Consider the following 14,819-nt stretch of genomic DNA (forward strand, 5'->3'; position numbering starts at 1 on the left):
GGCCAACCAACGAGTTCGCCGAAGGGAAGGGCTGTGGGTAGTCGTCAGCCGAAGCAGTTGTTGCTCGCGTTCTTCGGGGAGCACGTCGTCGACGGTGACACGGGACCGATCCGGGCGAGCGTCCTGATCAACGTGCTGGAGGGCGCCGACGTCGCCGCGCCGGCCACCCGCGCGACCCTGGACCGACTCGTGCACAGCGGCATCCTCGCCCGCAGCAGGAGCGGCCGGGAGACGCTGTTCTCGCTGACCGAGCACGGGGTCGCGGTGTTGCGCGAGGCGACGTACCGCGTTCGCGGGCCGCGGCCGTTCGACCCACAGGGCAACGGGTGGACCCTTGTCACCTTCTCGATCCCGGAGGGCCAGCGGATGCTGCGGCACCGACTGCGCTCAACCCTCATCTGGGAGGGCTTCGCGCCGATCCGGGACGGGCTCTGGCTCGCGCCTGGCGAGGTCGACCTCGCCGGCTCGTTGGAGCCGCTGCGGCAGGACCTCGCGCCCAATACCGTGGTCGCCTTTCACGCCCGCGAACTCGCCGGGTTCCCGATCGGCGAGAGCGTACGCGCCGCGTGGGACATCGAGGCGATCCGGCGCGCCCACCTGGCCTTCATCGACGTGTGGGACGCCCCGTCCGCGACGGCGATGGCACCGAGCGCCCTCACCGTACGGACGATGCTGGTGGCGGACTGGCTCGCGCTGCTGCGCACCGACCCGAGGCTGCCGGCCGAGTTCATGGACGACGAATGGCCCGCCACGAGATCGGTGGAAACCTACCGCCGGACGCACGAGAAGCTGGCCGAGGCGTCAGCGGCGGAGTTCGCCGAACTCGTCGCGGCCCGGCCCGCCGCTAGGAGCCGAATCGGGTCCTCAGATCGGCCTTCCGCACCTTCCCCGACGCCGTCCGCGGCAGCTCATCCACGATGACCACGTTCTTCGGGAGCTTGTAGCGGGCGATCCTGCCGTCCAGGCACGCCCGGACGGTGGCGGTGTCCACCGACGCCCCCTCCCGTACGGTCACGATCGCCCACGGCACCTCACCCCAACGCTCGTCCGGCACGCCGATGACCGCCGCCGAGGTCACCCCGTCGACCTCGGTGAGCAGCTGTTCGAGTTCGAGCGGGTAGATGTTCTCGCCCCCCGAGATGATCATGTCCTTGAGTCGGCCGGAGATGTAGAGGTAGCCGTCGGCGTCCAGGTGTCCGAGGTCGCCGGAGCGGAACCACCCGTCGGCCGTGAACGCCTCGGCGGTCGCCTGCGCAAGGCCGTGATAGCCGGGGAAGACGTTGGGCCCGGCCACCTCGATCTCACCGACAGCGCCGGTGGGCACCACCGCACCGGCCGCATCGGTGATCCGCACATCGGTGAAGAAGTGCGGCAGACCGACACTGCCCTGCTTGACGCGGGTCATCGTCGGCGGCAACGCGGTCGCGCCCGGCGCGGCCTCGGTCATGCCGTAACCCTGCGAGAACGACAGGCCCCGCGCCTCGTACGCGTTGAGGATGCGGGCCGGCACCGCCGAACCTCCGCAGGTGAGCTTCGTCAGCGTGGACAGGTCGGTCGACGCCCAGGCGGGATGGTCGGCCATGAGCTGGTACGTGGTCGGCACGCCGCTGAGCATGGTCACCCCGTGCCGCTCGATCTGCGCGAGCGCGCGGCCCGGCTCGAAGCCCTTCTCGATCACCATCGTGGCGCCCTTGAGGATGACGGGCAGGGCACCCATCCCGAGCGACGCGACGTGGAACAGCGGCGAGATCATGAGCGCGACGTCAGTGGAGACGACGTCGTAGTCGACCACACAGTTGAGCGCCACCCAGGTGAGGTTGCCGTGGGTCAGCACGGCACCCTTGGCCCGGCCGGTCGTGCCCGAGGTGTAGACGATCGCCGCCGGGTCCTCGTGGGCGGTGTCGACCCGGCCGGTGAACGGGGAGACGGCGGCCCGCGCCAGGCGGGCAAGCCCGTGCCGGTCCGCGGTGCCCTCACCGTTGACGATGACGTACGGGGTCCGGGCGGTCGGCGCGGCGGAGGCCACCAGCGCCGCGAAGTCCGGGTCGTGGATCAGCACCCGCGCGCCGCAGTCGGCGAGGACGGCCACGATCTCGGGTGCGGCGAGCCGGGTGTTGATCGGCACGAAGACGGCCCCGACCTGCGCCGCCCCGAACATCACCAGGAGGAGCTCGGGGCTGTTCTCGCCCAGGTAGGCGACGCACTCACCCCTACCGACGCCTCGCTCCCGCAGCACCGCCGCGATCCGGTCCGCGGCGTCGGCGAACTGTCCGTACGTCATGGGCGGCCGGTCGCCGTGGATGATCGCGACCTGGTCCGGGGACTTCAGCCGGCGCTTGGTCACCCAGGCGCCAATTCCGTGCTGCTGCATCATCATTCTCCCGGGGGGTGGAGGTGGTGTGCTCGCCCGGCTCGTCGGATGCCCCCGGGCCTCAGGCGTAGAAGCGGTACAACCCTCGCGCGACGACCGCCGGCTTGGCGCCGCCCTCGATCTCGATCGTCTGGTCGACGGCGATCTGGTAGCCGCCGCGCACCTCGACGACCTCGACGACTGTGGCCCGCATGCGTACCCGCGCCCCGACCACGACCGGCGCGGGGAAGCGCACCTTGTCGAGGCCGTAGTTGACCTTCGTGGTCACACCCTTGACCTCAAGCAGCTCGGTCCAGAACGGAACGGCCAGGGAGAGGGTGAGGAAGCCGTGCGCGATCGGCGCGCCGAACGGCCCGGTCCTCGCCCGTTCGGGGTCGACGTGGATCCACTGGTGGTCGTCCGTCGCGTCCGCGAACAGGTCGACCTGGTCCTGGGTGACAGTGCGGTACCCGGTGTAGCCGAGATCGGTGCCGGCGAGGTCGCCCAGCCGCTCGTAGGTGATGGTCGTCGTCATGGCGCTTCCTCTCGTCGTCACCGGGCAAGGCCCAGCAGGCGGGCCGCGTTGTCCTTGAGGATGCCCGGGAGCACGTCCGGCTTGAGATCGGTCGCTTGCACGTCGCGCAGCCACCGGTCGGGGGTGAGCAGGGGGTAGTCGGTGCCGAAGAGCACCCGTCGCTTCAGCACCGAGTTGGCGTGACGCACCAACTCGGCCGGGAAGTACTTCGGGCTCCAGCCGGACAGGTCGATCCAGGTGTTGTGCTTGTGCGTGGCCACCGACAACGCCTCGTCCTGCCAGGGCACCGACGGGTGGGCCATGATGATCTGAAGGTCGGGGAAGTCGGCCGCGATCGGGTCGAGCAGGATCGGATTCGACAGGCCGAGCCGCAGGCCGTAACCGCCCGGGGTGCCGGCGCCGATGCCGGTCTGCCCGGTGTGGAAGAGCGCCGGGACGCCGGCCCGCTCAAGCAGGCCCCACATCGGCGCGTACTCGTCGTGGCTGGGGTCGAAGCCCTGCACTGTGGGGTGGAACTTGAAGCCTCGTACGCCTTCCTCCTCGATCAGTCGGGCGGCGAGGTCGAGGGCGGCCGGGCCTGTGCGCGGGTCGACAGACCCGAACGGGATCAGCACGTCGGCGTGCTCTGCCGCCGCACGGGCGATGTCGGCGCTCGACAGTGGCTGGTGCTTCAGTTGGGTACGCGCGTCCACAGTGAAGACGACGGCCGCCATGCTCCGCTCGCGGTAGTACTGGGCCACCGCGCCGACCGCCGGCCGTGGGCCGTCCGTCTTGAAGTACGCCGACGCCGCCGCCACCAGCGGTTCGGGTAGTGAGGTGTGACAGTGGTCGTCGACCTCGATGTGCACGTGCATGTCGATCGCCGTGACGGTGTCGAGGTCGATCGCGGGCTGGTACATGGGGCCAACCTTCGTCGGGGCGGGTCAGGACGTCGCTGGCTCGAACTCCTCGGGGAGTTCCGGGAAGCGTTCGCCGACGCTCTGCTCGGCGCCGACGAACGTCGTCGGCCAGGCGTCCACGAGCGCCTCGTACGTCCAGCCGCCCTCGCGGTGGGCGGTCAGCGCCGCCTCCGGATGGGTCCAGATCTGGAGGCGGTCCCCTCCCACACCGATCACCTGCCCGGTCACCGAGGCCGCCGCGTCGGAGCCGAGGAACGCGACGAGCCCGGCCGCGTCGTCCGCCGTGCCGAACCCCAGGCCGTGTCGGAAGAACGCGGGCATCGGCTCGCCGTTCGCCTCGGCCCGTACCGCCGCGGCGAAGTAGGGGACGGTGGCGGTCATCGCGGTCGCGGCGACCGGAACAACGGTGTTGGCGGTGATGCCGGCCCGCTTGAGCTCGAGCGCCCAGGTACGGACCATGCCGACGATGCCCGCCTTGGCGGCCGCGTAGTTGGTCTGGCCGAAGGTACCCCGCTGTCCGGTGGGTGACCCGACGCAGATGATCCGGCCGCCCTCGCCGGCCTGCCGCATGTGCTGCACCGCCTCGCGCACCGTGGTGAACGTGCCGCGCAGGTGCACGTTGATGACGGTGTCGAAGTCGTCGTCGCTCATCTTCCACAGCACCGTGTCGCGCAGGACGCCGGCGTTGGTGACGAGGATGTCCAGCCGTCCGAAGTGCTCGACCGCCGTGCTGACGAGCTCCTTGGCGGTCTCGGTCGGACCGACCGGTGCCACCACCGCGACGGCCCGACCGCCGGATGACTGGATCGCCGCCACCGCGTCGGCGGCAGCTCCGGCGTCGACGTCGTTGACCACTATCGAGGCGCCCCGCCGCGCCAGCTCCTGGGCGTAGGCCAGGCCGAGGCCCCGCCCGGCTCCGGTGACGATGGCAACCTTGCTGTCCAGTGACATGGGTGCTCGCTTTCGTCGATGCCGATCCGCGCACGAAGGTGGGGAGTGACACGCGCACGGGCAACGTAATGCAGATTTTGATCGGGCGTCAACGATTTGCAGTATGTCTACATCAGACGGAGTTGTTCAGCGCCCGGGAGACCACCCGGCCGGCGGCCTGGACCAGCGGGGCCAACGCCACCGGGTCCGCCCGGTCCTGGGCGACCACCAGCGAGATCGCCGCCACCACACCCTCCGGTACGCGGATCGGTGCGGCCACCGAGAGGGCGTCCATCGTGACCTGGCGGTCGCTGACCGCGTACCCGATCCGGCGCACCTCCGCGAGGCAGCTACGCAGCCGTCTCGGGTCGGTGATGGTCATGTCGGTGTACCGCTCCAGCGGCGCGGCCAGCACCTGCTCCTGAACCTCGGCGGGCGCATGGGCGAGCAGGACCAGCCCGACGCCGGTGGCGTGCAGCGCGAAACGACCCCCCACCCGGGTGAGCACCGGCACCGCGTGACGCCCGGCGATCCGTTCGATGAAGACGAGTTCGAGGTCCTGCCGGACGGCGAGTTGGACGTTCTCGTGGGTCACCTCGTACAGGTCCTCCATGACCGGCAGGGCCAGCTCCCGCAACCCCAGGCCCCTCGGGGCGAGCGAGCCCACCTCCCACAGCCGCAGACCGATCCGGTACCGCCCGTCGTCGCCACGTTCCAGCGCCCCCCACGCGAGAAGTTCGGCGGCCCGACGGTGCACGGTGGGCAGGGGCAGCCCGGTGCGGCGGGCCATCTCGCTCAATGTCAACGCCGGGGTGGCCGGGCTGAACGCGTCGAGCAGCGCCAGCACCTTGCTCGTCACCGACCGTCCCGGCTCTGCGCGCACCCCGTCATCATCCCCGCCCGCGCCGGACGGTCACAGCTCCAGCACGAGTCGGGGCGTACGGGCCCGGGAGACACAGATCATCATGGTGTCCCCGGCGGCCCGCTCCTGCTCGGTGAGCAGGCTGTCGCGATGCTCCGGCACGCCGTCGAGCACCGGGGTCTCGCAGGTGCCGCAGGTGCCCTCCCGGCAGGACGAGAGAACCGGCACGCCGGCTTCCTCCACCGCCTGCAGGATCGGCGTGCCCGGCGGGACGGTCACCGTCCGCCCGGAGATCGCGAGTTCGACCTCGATCGTCGTCTCCGGCGCCCCGGTGTCGCCCAGGGAGGTGAAACGCTCGACGTGCAGGCAGCCGGGTGGCCAGCCCCGGCAGTGCTCCTCCACCGCGCTGATCAGCGCTTCCGGGCCGCAGCAGTAGACGAGTCCGGTGCCGGGGTGGCCCAGCAGACCGACCAGGTCGAGCAACCCGGTCTCGTCCTGCGGGTGCAGGCTGACCCGGTCGCCGTACCTCTCCCGCAGGGTGGTGGCGAAGGCCATGCTGGCACGGCTGCGGCCCCCGTACACCAGCAGCCAGTCGGCGCCCGCGGCGTCGGCGGCGGCGACCATCGGTGCGATGGGGGTGATACCGATGCCACCGGCAATGAAGAGGTAGCGCCGCGCCGCGACCAACGGGAAGGTGTTGCGCGGTCCGCTCACCCGGACGGTCGCGCCGACGGTGAGCCGCTCGTGCACCAGTCGTGAGCCGCCACGTCCGTTGGGTTCGCGCCGCACCGCGATCCGCAGTACGGAGCGGTTAGCCGGGTCGCCGCAGAGGGAGTACTGGCGGGCCAGCCCGGCGCTCAACTCCAGGTCGATGTGCGCGCCCGGCGTCCAACCGGGCAGGTCACCGCCGTCCGCGCGGCGCAGACAGATGGCCACGACCTCGGCGGCCACCTGTTCCCGGGCGGCAACCACCAGCTCCGCACCGGTCAGAACGTCCCCTGTCACTCGCGCATCGCCAGCCGTCTCGGCTGCCCGGGCACCGGCACGGCGACGCCCTGGTGCCCCTGCGGGTGGGCGAGCAGCCAGTCCCACAACTCGACCGGCTCCTCGGCGAGACGCTCGGCCCCACAGTGACAGATCCCGCGCAGCGTGTCGGTGCCCGGCACCCAGTGGATCCGGTAGACCCGGTCCCCGCTGAGGGTGCCTGCTCGGGAACTCACCGCGCCGCTCCCACCGTCCCCGACCCGACCATCCGGGCCAGCAGCCGCCGGGCGGCCAGGCCGCCGGTGTCGATGTTGATGCTCAGCTCCTGATACCGGTCGGGCTCGGTCGCGATCACCTGCTCCAGGATGTTGAGCGCTTTCACGTCCTGCATGACCACTGTGTGGTTGCTGTGGTGCAGGTACTCGCTGACCGACTCGTCGTCGATCGCGAAGTCGCGCGCCACGGCCCAGAAGTCGTAGGTGGCGTGCTCGGTCGACGGGGTGATGGCGTACACGATCTCGGCGTGGAACGCTTCGTGGTCCTCGCCCTCGGCGGGCGGATAGACACCCTGCGGCGCGATCCGGCTGTGCAGGAGGTAGAGGCAGGGCGGGTGGTACTCGATGTCCTGCCACCGGGTGATCCGGCCCTGGATCCCGGTCGAGCGCGCGTAGAACGGCGGGCACTCGGCGTCGTCCATGTGCCGGCTGACGTAGACGATCCCCCGGTCCTCGTCCACCTCGGTGGTGATCGGGGTGTTCGCCACCTCCGGAGTGCCGATGTAACCGCCATGCAGGTAGGTCTCGTGGGACAGGTCCAGGAGGTTGTCCACCAGCAGGCCGTACCGCGCGTTCAGCGGCGCCATGCCCCGCACCACCGCGTAGCGCGGGTCGGCGAGCCACGGCGCGCGGGGAATCGCGGCCGGGTCGACCCGGTCCGGGTCGCCGATCCAGACCCAGATGAAGGAGTCCTGTTCCACCACCGGGAACGAGACCACCCGCGCGGTTCGCGGGATGCGCTGTTGACCGGGTACGAAGACGCACGCGCCGGTCGGGTCGTAGGTGAAGCCGTGATAACCGCAGACGATGGTGTCGCCGTCGAGCCGGCTCTCCGACAGTGGGAAGCGCCGGTGCACGCACCGGTCGGCGAGCGCCACCGCCTTCCCGGCACCGGTGCGGTACAGCACCATCGGCTCACCGAGCACCGTGCGGGCGAGCAGGTTCCGCCCCACCTCACTGCCGTAGGCCGCCACATACCACTGGTTACGCGCGAACACCATGCGACCGGACCTCCACGCAGACGGACGTCGATGGATCCGGATCGTCCCGTGCGGAGTCTCCTCCCAGGAACCAGAGCTTTCACTGAGTGAAAGGTCGACACTCGCGCCTGAGGGGTGTGGCTGCCGTACCGGCGGCACGGCAGCCACACCCGGGCGTCACCTGCTCTGCTTCTCCTGGCACGGCACGCAGAAGCGGGCGTGCGGGAGGATTTCGAGCCGCTCGGCCGGGATGCTCCGGCCGCACCTCTGGCAGGCGCCGTAGGTGCCGTCGCTGATCCGGTTCAGCGCACCGGTGATCTGCTCGATGTTCTGGCGGGTGGCCACCAGCAGCGCGGCCTGGTTGTGGGCCTCGCCGGGGTCGCCGGTGTCCGCGTTGAGCTCGGTCAACTCCCGCAGCCGAGCCGTCTGGGTGGCGAAGTCGTCCGCCAGGGACGCTCGTAGGTCAGCCAGCCAACTCTGGTCGAGAGTAGGACGATGATCGACGCTCATGATCCGCCTTTCAGAAAAAACGGGTGGGAAAAACAAAAAGGGCCGAAGCTTGGATAGCTTCGCCCTGGCGGTCGTTCTGGGTATGAAACGACTCCGCAGGTGGGCCTCGGCCGGTTCGCATCGGGCACGACGGTGTGTGCGCGGACACGGTGTGCGGCGCGCGGACAACCGGCACCCGCATGTCGGCCTCGGGGCGTGTGGCCGTCGGCACCCGCACAGCACCGCCCACCGCCACCTCGGTGGCGGCGGGCGAGCGGAAGGTCACCGGCGGCATGCCCCAACCATAGAGTGGCGTTGCCCTAATGCCAACGTTCAATGATGCTCACTGTTGACCGGTTGTCAGCTCGGGGTGAGGAGGCAGAACTCGTTGCCCTCAGGGTCGGCGAGCACCCGCCACGGGACGTCCTGCCCCAGCTCGATGGGGGTCGCGCCGAGACTCCGCAGCCGGGCCGCCTCGACCTCCGGGTCGTCACCGGGGTACGGACGGACGTCGAGGTGGACGCGGTTCCACCCGCTCTTCACGTCTGGGGTTCGGACGAACTCCAGGTAGGGGCCGACGCCCTTGGCGGAGCGCAGTCTCGCACCCTGATCGTTCACCTCGTGCAGGGTCCAGTCCGTGGCCTCGCTCCAGAACCGGGCCATGGCTCGCGGGTCGGCGCAGTCGACCACCACGGCGGCGATCGGTCCCGTGTCCCGGTAGACCGCCCTGGGCTCCAGCACGCAGAACTCGTTGCCCTCCGGGTCGGCCATGACCGTCCACGGCACGTCACCCTGGCCCACGTCGGCGGCGGTCGCGCCGAGCTCCGTCAGACGGGCCACCACCTGCTCCTGGTGGGCCGCCGAGGTGGTGGCGAGGTCCACGTGCACGCGGTTCTTCACCGTCTTGGGCTCAGACGAGACGATGAGGTCGATACAGACAGCGACCGGGTCCGGGTAGACGAAGCCCTCGGGTTCGAGGTTGGTCACGCCGGGTCCCTCACTGGAGATTTCCCAACCGAGCGCCTGCGCCCAGAAACCGCCCAGCGCGGAGTCGTTCCGAGCCTTCATGTTGATCTGCACAAGCCGCGTCGCCATGCCGCGATGCTAGGGCCTGTGCCCACGTCTCGCTGACCGTCGTAGCCGCCTACCGCACTACCGTCCGCGATCGTCCGGGAGTTGCTCCTTCGTCAGGTGGAGCAGCCACCCCTCGCCGGTGCGGATGAGCGCGTATCGCCGGCGACCGGTGCGGCCGTGCAACGTGAACAGCATCCGGCGGTCGGTGCGATCATGCTCTTCCCAGGTGCCGATGTCGGCGATCGACTTGTCGACGTCCTCGTAGGTGAGGTGAGCGAGGTCGTGGTCGGGCACGGCGATCGCGAGCCGGTTGTCGCTGGGGCTGTCCGGTAGACCGCGAGGCACCGCCCACGAGCGCAGCACACCATCCTCCTCAAGCCGCAGGTCGAAGTGCGGTCGTGGTTTGCGGTGGTGGTGCAGGACGAAGGCGGGTGCCACTCCCCCATTGTCGGCGCAGGCCGGCCCTCCCGCCTGCCGACGCGATCGCCTCACGCGGCCGAACCCACAGTCAGTAACTTTTTGCGTGGCACGCATATTTGCGTGTCACGCAATTAGTGCTAGCGTGGCGGCATGACGGGGCTGCGGGAGCGCAAGAAGGCCGAGACGCGGGCGGCGCTTGGTTGGGCTGCGATCCACCTCACCGCGGAGCGTGGCTACGACAACGTCCGCGTCGAGGACATCGCCGAGGCTGCCGGCGTCTCCCCGCGTACCTTCAACAACTACTTCTCCAGCAAGGCCGAGGCGATCGCCTCCCGCCACCTCGACCGCAGCCTGCGCACCGCCGCCGCGCTGCGCGAACGTCCCGCCGACGAGCCGCTCTGGGTGGCGCTCACCCAGGCCGCGCTGGATCAGTTCACGCGCGGCCCCGAGGTCGAGGCGATGCCCTCCCCCGACCACGCCCGGTGGGTGGCCGGCGTACGCACCATGCTCGCCGAGCCCGCGCTACAGGGCGAGCGGCTGCGCGCCACCGCCCTCGCCGAGGCCGAGCTTGCCGCGGCGGTCGCCGAGCGCACCGGCACCGACCTCGCCTCCGACATGTATCCGAGGCTCGTCGCGGCCGCCGCCAGCGCCGCCGTCGTCGTCGCCATGCAGCACTATCTCGACAGCGCCGACCCACCCGCCCCGATCGAACGCCTCATCACCGACGCCTTCACCCAGGTCGCCGCCGGCCTCCCGGCCCCACCCCGCTGAAGCTCCGCCCTCACGCAGGCACCACCTCACCCACCTCTCCAGCCGCAGCACAGTCCCGCGGCGGGCCGGCCACGTGCCGCGCCTGCCGTGGCGATGACGCACACCCCGAAGGGATCACGACCATGATCGATGTCGCCATCGTCGGAGCCGGCCCAAACGGCCTCATGCTCGCCTGCGAACTGGCCCTCGCCGGCGTGCACCCCGTCGTCCTCGAACGCCACCCCGCGCCCACCGGCGAGCCCCGAGCCAACGGCCTCGTGGGACAGGTCGTCCGCCTGCTCGACCGACGGGGCCTCTACGCGCGGCTCAGCGGTGATAGCACCCCGCCGGCCCCTCAACCGGCCTTCACCTTCGGCGCGTTCCCGCTGGATCTCACAACGCTCGCGGAGAACCCGCACTACGTGCTCGGAGTGCCGCAGGCCCAGCTCGAGGCCGGTCTCGCCGTCCGAGCCGCCGAGCTCGGAGTCGACCTGCGCCGCGGCCACGAGGTCGTCGACCTCCGCCAACGCCTCGACGCGGTCGAGGTCCACCTCGCCGACGGTACGCAGCTCACCAGTCGCTTCGTCGTTGGTGCCGACGGCGGCCGCAGCGTGGTGCGCCGCCTCGCCGGTATCGACTTCCCCGGTGTCACCAACGACCGGTCGATCTCCCGCACCGCGACGGTGACAGTGCCTGCGTCGTCCCTCGACAGTGAGACGGGCGGCCTGCGCGTCCCCGGTTACGGTGTCGTCCCGCCGTTCCAGCACACCCGCACTGCGCGTGGCCTGATCGCCTGGGCCCCGTTCCCCGGCCGCCCGGCGATCCTGAGCACGACGGAGTGGCCCGACCTGCCAACGAACGACGAAACCCCGATGAGCCTGGCGGAACTCCGCGCCAGCGTCGCCCGGGTGCTCGGTGCCGACATCCCCTTCGGCGCGCCTGACGGCCCCGGCCTGCTGCGGCGCTTGACCGGCCGCAACACCCGCATCGCCGCCCGCTACCGCGCCGACCGGGTGCTGCTGGTCGGCGACGCCGCGCACGTGCACCCCGCGATGGGCGGCCCCGGCCTCAACCTGGGCCTACAGGACGCGGTCAACCTGGGTTGGAAGCTCGCCGCCACGGTGCGCGGCTGGGCACCGAAGGGCCTGCTCGACACCTACGAAAGCGAGCGTCGCCCCGTCGCCGAACGGGTCGTCATGTCCACCCAGGCGCAGTCGGCGCTCATCGGCCCTGGCGACGAGATCAGCGGCTTGCGGGAACTCTTCGCCGAACTGCTGCGCAAGCCGCAGGTGACCGGGCACATCGCGGCGCTGATGTCCGGCGCGGACACCCGCTACCCCGCCGATCCCGCCGACCCTCTGGCCGGCCGCTGCGCGCCCGACGTGGTCGTGCACACCGAGCACGGTGCGACACGCCTCGCCGAGCTGACCCGCACCGCCCGGCCGCTGCTGCTGGACTCCACGGGTGCCTACGCCGGGATCGCCGCACCATGGCGAGACCGGGTCGACGTGGTCACCGGCCCACTGGAGGGCACGACAGCGGCCGCGTTGCTCGTACGCCCCGACTGCTTCATCGCCTGGTCCGCCGGGGACGCCGCCACGCTGCGCGCCTCGCTCGCCCATTACTTCGGCCTTCCACGATGACCACGAACCCATTTCGGGCCGGCTCTCTTCAGCGTGTCTCTGCGTCGTACGCCTTCCAGTCCTCGAGCGGAGTGAGCGGAACCGGCACGGGCCGCTGTGCCGTCGTCGTCAGCTCGATCCGCTGGCCTTCGGTCGCCGACCGGAGCAGGCTGGTCATGGTTTCGAGTACGTGCAGTGCGACCTCGCCGTCAGCGCGCGGGGCACGCTGATCGTCGGCCCTGACCAGGTCGATCAGGCCGATGCCCCGGGAAGCCTTGGCGTAACCGGCCTGCGGTTCGAGAGCGCGCCAGTCGGTGTCGCCGAGCGCGAAGAGGCGGACCTCACCGTCGAAGTAGTTCGGGTCGGGCACGGCGAGCGTGCCGGCCTCGCCGTGCACCTCGATCGGTGCGGCCGTCGTCCGGACGCCGTCGAAGCTCGTCGTGATGGTAGAGAGCGCACCGTTGGCGTGCTCGAGCACGCCGGTGAGGTGGGTGTCCACCCCCACCGGAATCCGCTGGCCGGTGCGGGGGCCCGAGCCGATGACGCGCTCGGCGCGCAGGCGGCTGGCGGCGCCGGTCACCGACCGGACCGGCCCGAGCAGATGGATGAGCGCCGAGATGTAGTACGGCCCCATGTCCAGCATCGGGCCGCCGCCCGGGGCGTAGTAGAAGTCGGGATTGGGATGCCAGCGTTCGTGCCCCGGCGTGACCATGACGGCCGACGCGGACATCGGGCGGCCGATGAGCCCGCCGTCGATCGCCGCCCGCGCCGTCTGCGTGCCCGTACCCAGGACGGTGTCCGGCGCGCACCCGACGCGGACGCCGGCCGAAGCGGCCCGTTCGATGATCGAGCGGCCGTCCGGGAACGTCACGGCGAGCGGCTTCTCCACATAGACGTTCTTGCCGGCGTCGATCGTGTCCAGCGAGATGTCGGCATGGGCTGCGGGGATGGTCAGGTTGAGCACGGTCTGCACGTCCGGGCGGGCGAGCAGCCGCTCGACGCTCATCGCCTCGGCTCCAGGAATCGTGGCCGCGACCTCGGCCGACCGGGAGGCGTCGAGGTCGGCCACCGCGACGATGTCGATCTCGGGATGGTCCGCGAGAGTGTCCAGGTATGCGCGGGAGATGACCCCGAGACCTATGACGCCGACGCGGTGCGGGTCGCCCACACCATCCCCCTCTCGATCACGGTACGGACATCCGCGTGCTCCAGCACGTCGAGGCTGTGCCCGGGGGTCGTCACGACGACGCGCCCGGCACCCCACTGCCGGGTCCAGATCGCCGGTGAGGTGACCGGCCGATGCCACGGATGCCACGCCTGCGTCGGGTGGGTGGTCACGGCCAGTACGTCGATCAGGTCATCGTGCAGCACCCAGTACTGTTCGGTGACCAGGTCGAAGTCCTCGATGCCCGCAGTGATCGGGTGCTCCCGGCCGAGGTCGGTGACGCGCACCGTGTGCGGCAGGAAGTTGTCCTCCGGGCCACCGTGACGCTCACACGGCTCGAGGCCCGGGTGGGTCGCGAACTGGCCGCCCACCAGGTGCAGATATTCGGCTGACGCGCGGAACGAGTCGACGATGCCGCCGTGCCAGCCGGTGAAGCCCGTGCCGGCGATGACCGCCGCGCTGAGGCCCGCCACCTGGTCCGCCGTGATCTGCGACATCGTCATGCACTGCACGACGAGGTCGGTCTCGGCCATTTCGGCGGTGTCGGCGTAGATCTCCGTCGACTCCTCGACCCGTACGGCATAGCCGCTTCGTTCGAGGAAGGGGAGGAACAACTCCGTCGCCTTGACCGGCTGGTGCCCCTCCCAACCGCCCCGAACCACCAGTGCTCTCCGCTGCGCCACCGTCGCTCCCTCCCACGGTCCGTCGCCACCGGGCTGGCCGCTACCGCCCCGACGACGGGTCGCCGATGCCCAAACGTGCCGAGCACCGAAACCGTACCCGTGGTCGCCGACAAAGCCGACGTACGCCGGCTGCCGGATTCCACTCTGCTCGGTCGGCTTGGCCCGCACCACGAGCGACACCGGTCCTGGACCGGCGCGGAGGCGCGGACGGGTCGAAGCGATCGCCGCCCGCGCCGATGCCGGGGCGAGCACCCGGATGCGCGCAAGGTCGTGAGCGCCGTGGCGGGGACGCCCCACGGCGCTCACGACCGGCATCGGCGTGATGCCGACCACCGCGCTGATCATGTGTGCGGTGACAGAGCGCCTGTCGCGGATCAACCGCTACGGCGGTTACCCCACTGGCGAGGGTTCTGGACCGAGCCCCGGCCGGTGGGGTTCTGACCCTTTCCGAACGGTTGGGGTGAGGCGACCTTGCCCTTCGCGCGTCGGGCAGCCCGATTCGCGGGAACGGCAGGCGGATCGGTCTCACCCTCGGTCTCGGCCGTTGTTGAGGTGTCGGCTGCCGCCGCGTCGGCGTCCTGGGCGGGCTCAGGCTCCGGCATCGGGTCTCCTTGGATTGGTGGGGTCCTGCGGGCCATCGACGGCCGACGGCCGGCGGACGCGGACTGATCGACGCCGGGGCGCGCGCCTTGACGGTAGCGCAACGCCAAGCCCAACCGCGTGTCCCCCCGCTCCATTGGGACAGTCGTTACCTGCTGCCTGGCGGCGCGGACCGAGCCCCGGGCCGCAACCGCATCGCCA

General features: G+C 70.8%; 18 protein-coding genes. 3 read left to right on the top strand and 15 right to left on the bottom strand.

The genetic code is table 11. The features are described 5' to 3' along the window. Window positions 1-33: 33 nt before the first annotated feature. Window positions 34-921, top strand: coding sequence for a PaaX family transcriptional regulator C-terminal domain-containing protein (locus ABZU43_RS10955; RefSeq protein ID WP_355006323.1), 888 nt, complete (start codon window positions 34-36; stop codon window positions 919-921). Here the strand turns inward: ABZU43_RS10955 and ABZU43_RS10960 are convergent. The 12 genes from ABZU43_RS10960 to ABZU43_RS11015 form a co-directional block, all read right to left on the bottom strand. After that, window positions 845-2,371 carry a long-chain fatty acid--CoA ligase gene (locus tag ABZU43_RS10960; protein WP_355006324.1) on the bottom strand — a complete coding sequence of 509 codons (1,527 nt, stop codon included), beginning with the start codon at window positions 2,369-2,371 and terminating at the stop codon, window positions 845-847. The two genes, ABZU43_RS10955 and ABZU43_RS10960, sit on opposite strands and share 77 nt — an antisense overlap. Before the next feature lie 61 nt (window positions 2,372-2,432). Continuing rightward, window positions 2,433-2,885: a MaoC family dehydratase gene (locus tag ABZU43_RS10965; protein ID WP_355006325.1), complete on the bottom strand. Its 453-nt coding sequence runs from the start codon at window positions 2,883-2,885 to the stop codon at window positions 2,433-2,435. Between the two features lie 17 nt (window positions 2,886-2,902). Beyond that, window positions 2,903-3,784 carry an amidohydrolase family protein gene (locus tag ABZU43_RS10970; RefSeq protein ID WP_355006326.1) on the bottom strand — a complete coding sequence of 294 codons (882 nt, stop codon included), beginning with the start codon at window positions 3,782-3,784 and terminating at the stop codon, window positions 2,903-2,905. A 24-nt stretch (window positions 3,785-3,808) separates the two neighbouring features. Further along, complete coding sequence (locus ABZU43_RS10975) at window positions 3,809-4,735, bottom strand: SDR family NAD(P)-dependent oxidoreductase (protein WP_355006327.1); 927 nt, start codon at window positions 4,733-4,735, stop codon at window positions 3,809-3,811. Window positions 4,736-4,847: 112 nt separating this feature from the next. Next, window positions 4,848-5,597, bottom strand: coding sequence for an IclR family transcriptional regulator (locus ABZU43_RS10980; protein ID WP_355006328.1), 750 nt, complete (start codon window positions 5,595-5,597; stop codon window positions 4,848-4,850). A 30-nt stretch (window positions 5,598-5,627) separates the two neighbouring features. Further along, window positions 5,628-6,581, bottom strand: a complete 954-nt coding sequence (locus tag ABZU43_RS10985; protein ID WP_355006329.1) for a PDR/VanB family oxidoreductase — start codon at window positions 6,579-6,581, stop codon at window positions 5,628-5,630. Next, window positions 6,578-6,796, bottom strand: coding sequence for a hypothetical protein (locus ABZU43_RS10990; RefSeq protein WP_355006330.1), 219 nt, complete (start codon window positions 6,794-6,796; stop codon window positions 6,578-6,580). The genes ABZU43_RS10985 and ABZU43_RS10990 overlap by 4 nt, the downstream gene beginning before the upstream one ends. Next, window positions 6,793-7,836 (bottom strand): aromatic ring-hydroxylating dioxygenase subunit alpha, encoded by a 1,044-nt coding sequence (locus tag ABZU43_RS10995; protein WP_355006331.1) that lies wholly within the window; start codon window positions 7,834-7,836, stop codon window positions 6,793-6,795. Before ABZU43_RS10995 ends, ABZU43_RS10990 begins: the two co-directional genes overlap by 4 nt. Before the next feature lie 156 nt (window positions 7,837-7,992). After that, a complete protein-coding gene (locus ABZU43_RS11000; RefSeq protein WP_355006332.1) occupies window positions 7,993-8,325 on the bottom strand; it encodes a TraR/DksA C4-type zinc finger protein in 333 nt (110 codons plus the stop codon). A 10-nt stretch (window positions 8,326-8,335) separates the two neighbouring features. Further along, entirely contained in the window at window positions 8,336-8,599 is a 264-nt protein-coding gene (locus tag ABZU43_RS11005; RefSeq protein ID WP_355006333.1) for a hypothetical protein, read from the bottom strand. Between the two features lie 65 nt (window positions 8,600-8,664). Beyond that, window positions 8,665-9,399, bottom strand: a complete 735-nt coding sequence (locus ABZU43_RS11010) for a VOC family protein (protein ID WP_355006334.1) — start codon at window positions 9,397-9,399, stop codon at window positions 8,665-8,667. A 57-nt stretch (window positions 9,400-9,456) separates the two neighbouring features. Continuing rightward, window positions 9,457-9,816, bottom strand: coding sequence for a DNA polymerase ligase N-terminal domain-containing protein (locus ABZU43_RS11015; RefSeq protein ID WP_124860959.1), 360 nt, complete (start codon window positions 9,814-9,816; stop codon window positions 9,457-9,459). Between the two features lie 132 nt (window positions 9,817-9,948). On the opposite strand from ABZU43_RS11015, the gene ABZU43_RS11020 reads away from it, so the two are divergent. Beyond that, window positions 9,949-10,569, top strand: coding sequence for a helix-turn-helix domain-containing protein (locus ABZU43_RS11020; RefSeq protein WP_355006335.1), 621 nt, complete (start codon window positions 9,949-9,951; stop codon window positions 10,567-10,569). A gap of 122 nt (window positions 10,570-10,691) precedes the next feature. Further along, window positions 10,692-12,191 carry an FAD-dependent monooxygenase gene (locus ABZU43_RS11025; RefSeq protein WP_355006336.1) on the top strand — a complete coding sequence of 500 codons (1,500 nt, stop codon included), beginning with the start codon at window positions 10,692-10,694 and terminating at the stop codon, window positions 12,189-12,191. A gap of 28 nt (window positions 12,192-12,219) precedes the next feature. On the opposite strand, the gene ABZU43_RS11030 is transcribed toward ABZU43_RS11025, so the two are convergent. The 3 genes from ABZU43_RS11030 to ABZU43_RS11040 form a co-directional block, all read right to left on the bottom strand. After that, window positions 12,220-13,338: a Gfo/Idh/MocA family oxidoreductase gene (locus ABZU43_RS11030; RefSeq protein WP_355006337.1), complete on the bottom strand. Its 1,119-nt coding sequence runs from the start codon at window positions 13,336-13,338 to the stop codon at window positions 12,220-12,222. Continuing rightward, window positions 13,308-14,018, bottom strand: a complete 711-nt coding sequence (locus tag ABZU43_RS11035; RefSeq protein WP_355006338.1) for a ThuA domain-containing protein — start codon at window positions 14,016-14,018, stop codon at window positions 13,308-13,310. The genes ABZU43_RS11030 and ABZU43_RS11035 overlap by 31 nt, the downstream gene beginning before the upstream one ends. 374 nt (window positions 14,019-14,392) lie before the next feature. After that, window positions 14,393-14,620 carry a hypothetical protein gene (locus ABZU43_RS11040; RefSeq protein ID WP_355006339.1) on the bottom strand — a complete coding sequence of 76 codons (228 nt, stop codon included), beginning with the start codon at window positions 14,618-14,620 and terminating at the stop codon, window positions 14,393-14,395. Window positions 14,621-14,819 lie beyond the last annotated feature (199 nt).

The sequence above is a fragment of the Micromonospora sp. NPDC005205 genome (assembly GCF_040608275.1).
Taxonomy (GTDB): domain Bacteria; phylum Actinomycetota; class Actinomycetes; order Mycobacteriales; family Micromonosporaceae; genus Micromonospora.

What these genes read in the sequence shown, in the direction of transcription:
- ABZU43_RS10960 (WP_355006324.1), bottom strand. Translation starts at nt 2,371, where the DNA reads ATGCAGCAGCACGGAATTGGCGCCTGGGTGACCAAGCGCCGGCTGAAG.
- ABZU43_RS10965 (WP_355006325.1), bottom strand. Translation starts at nt 2,885, where the DNA reads ATGACGACGACCATCACCTACGAGCGGCTGGGCGACCTCGCCGGCACC.
- ABZU43_RS10970 (WP_355006326.1), bottom strand. Translation starts at nt 3,784, where the DNA reads ATGTACCAGCCCGCGATCGACCTCGACACCGTCACGGCGATCGACATG.
- ABZU43_RS10975 (WP_355006327.1), bottom strand. Translation starts at nt 4,735, where the DNA reads ATGTCACTGGACAGCAAGGTTGCCATCGTCACCGGAGCCGGGCGGGGC.
- ABZU43_RS10995 (WP_355006331.1), bottom strand. Translation starts at nt 7,836, where the DNA reads ATGGTGTTCGCGCGTAACCAGTGGTATGTGGCGGCCTACGGCAGTGAG.
- ABZU43_RS11000 (WP_355006332.1), bottom strand. Translation starts at nt 8,325, where the DNA reads ATGAGCGTCGATCATCGTCCTACTCTCGACCAGAGTTGGCTGGCTGAC.
- ABZU43_RS11005 (WP_355006333.1), bottom strand. Translation starts at nt 8,599, where the DNA reads ATGCCGCCGGTGACCTTCCGCTCGCCCGCCGCCACCGAGGTGGCGGTG.
- ABZU43_RS11010 (WP_355006334.1), bottom strand. Translation starts at nt 9,399, where the DNA reads ATGGCGACGCGGCTTGTGCAGATCAACATGAAGGCTCGGAACGACTCC.
- ABZU43_RS11020 (WP_355006335.1), top strand. Translation starts at nt 9,949, where the DNA reads ATGACGGGGCTGCGGGAGCGCAAGAAGGCCGAGACGCGGGCGGCGCTT.
- ABZU43_RS11025 (WP_355006336.1), top strand. Translation starts at nt 10,692, where the DNA reads ATGATCGATGTCGCCATCGTCGGAGCCGGCCCAAACGGCCTCATGCTC.
- ABZU43_RS11040 (WP_355006339.1), bottom strand. Translation starts at nt 14,620, where the DNA reads ATGCCGGAGCCTGAGCCCGCCCAGGACGCCGACGCGGCGGCAGCCGAC.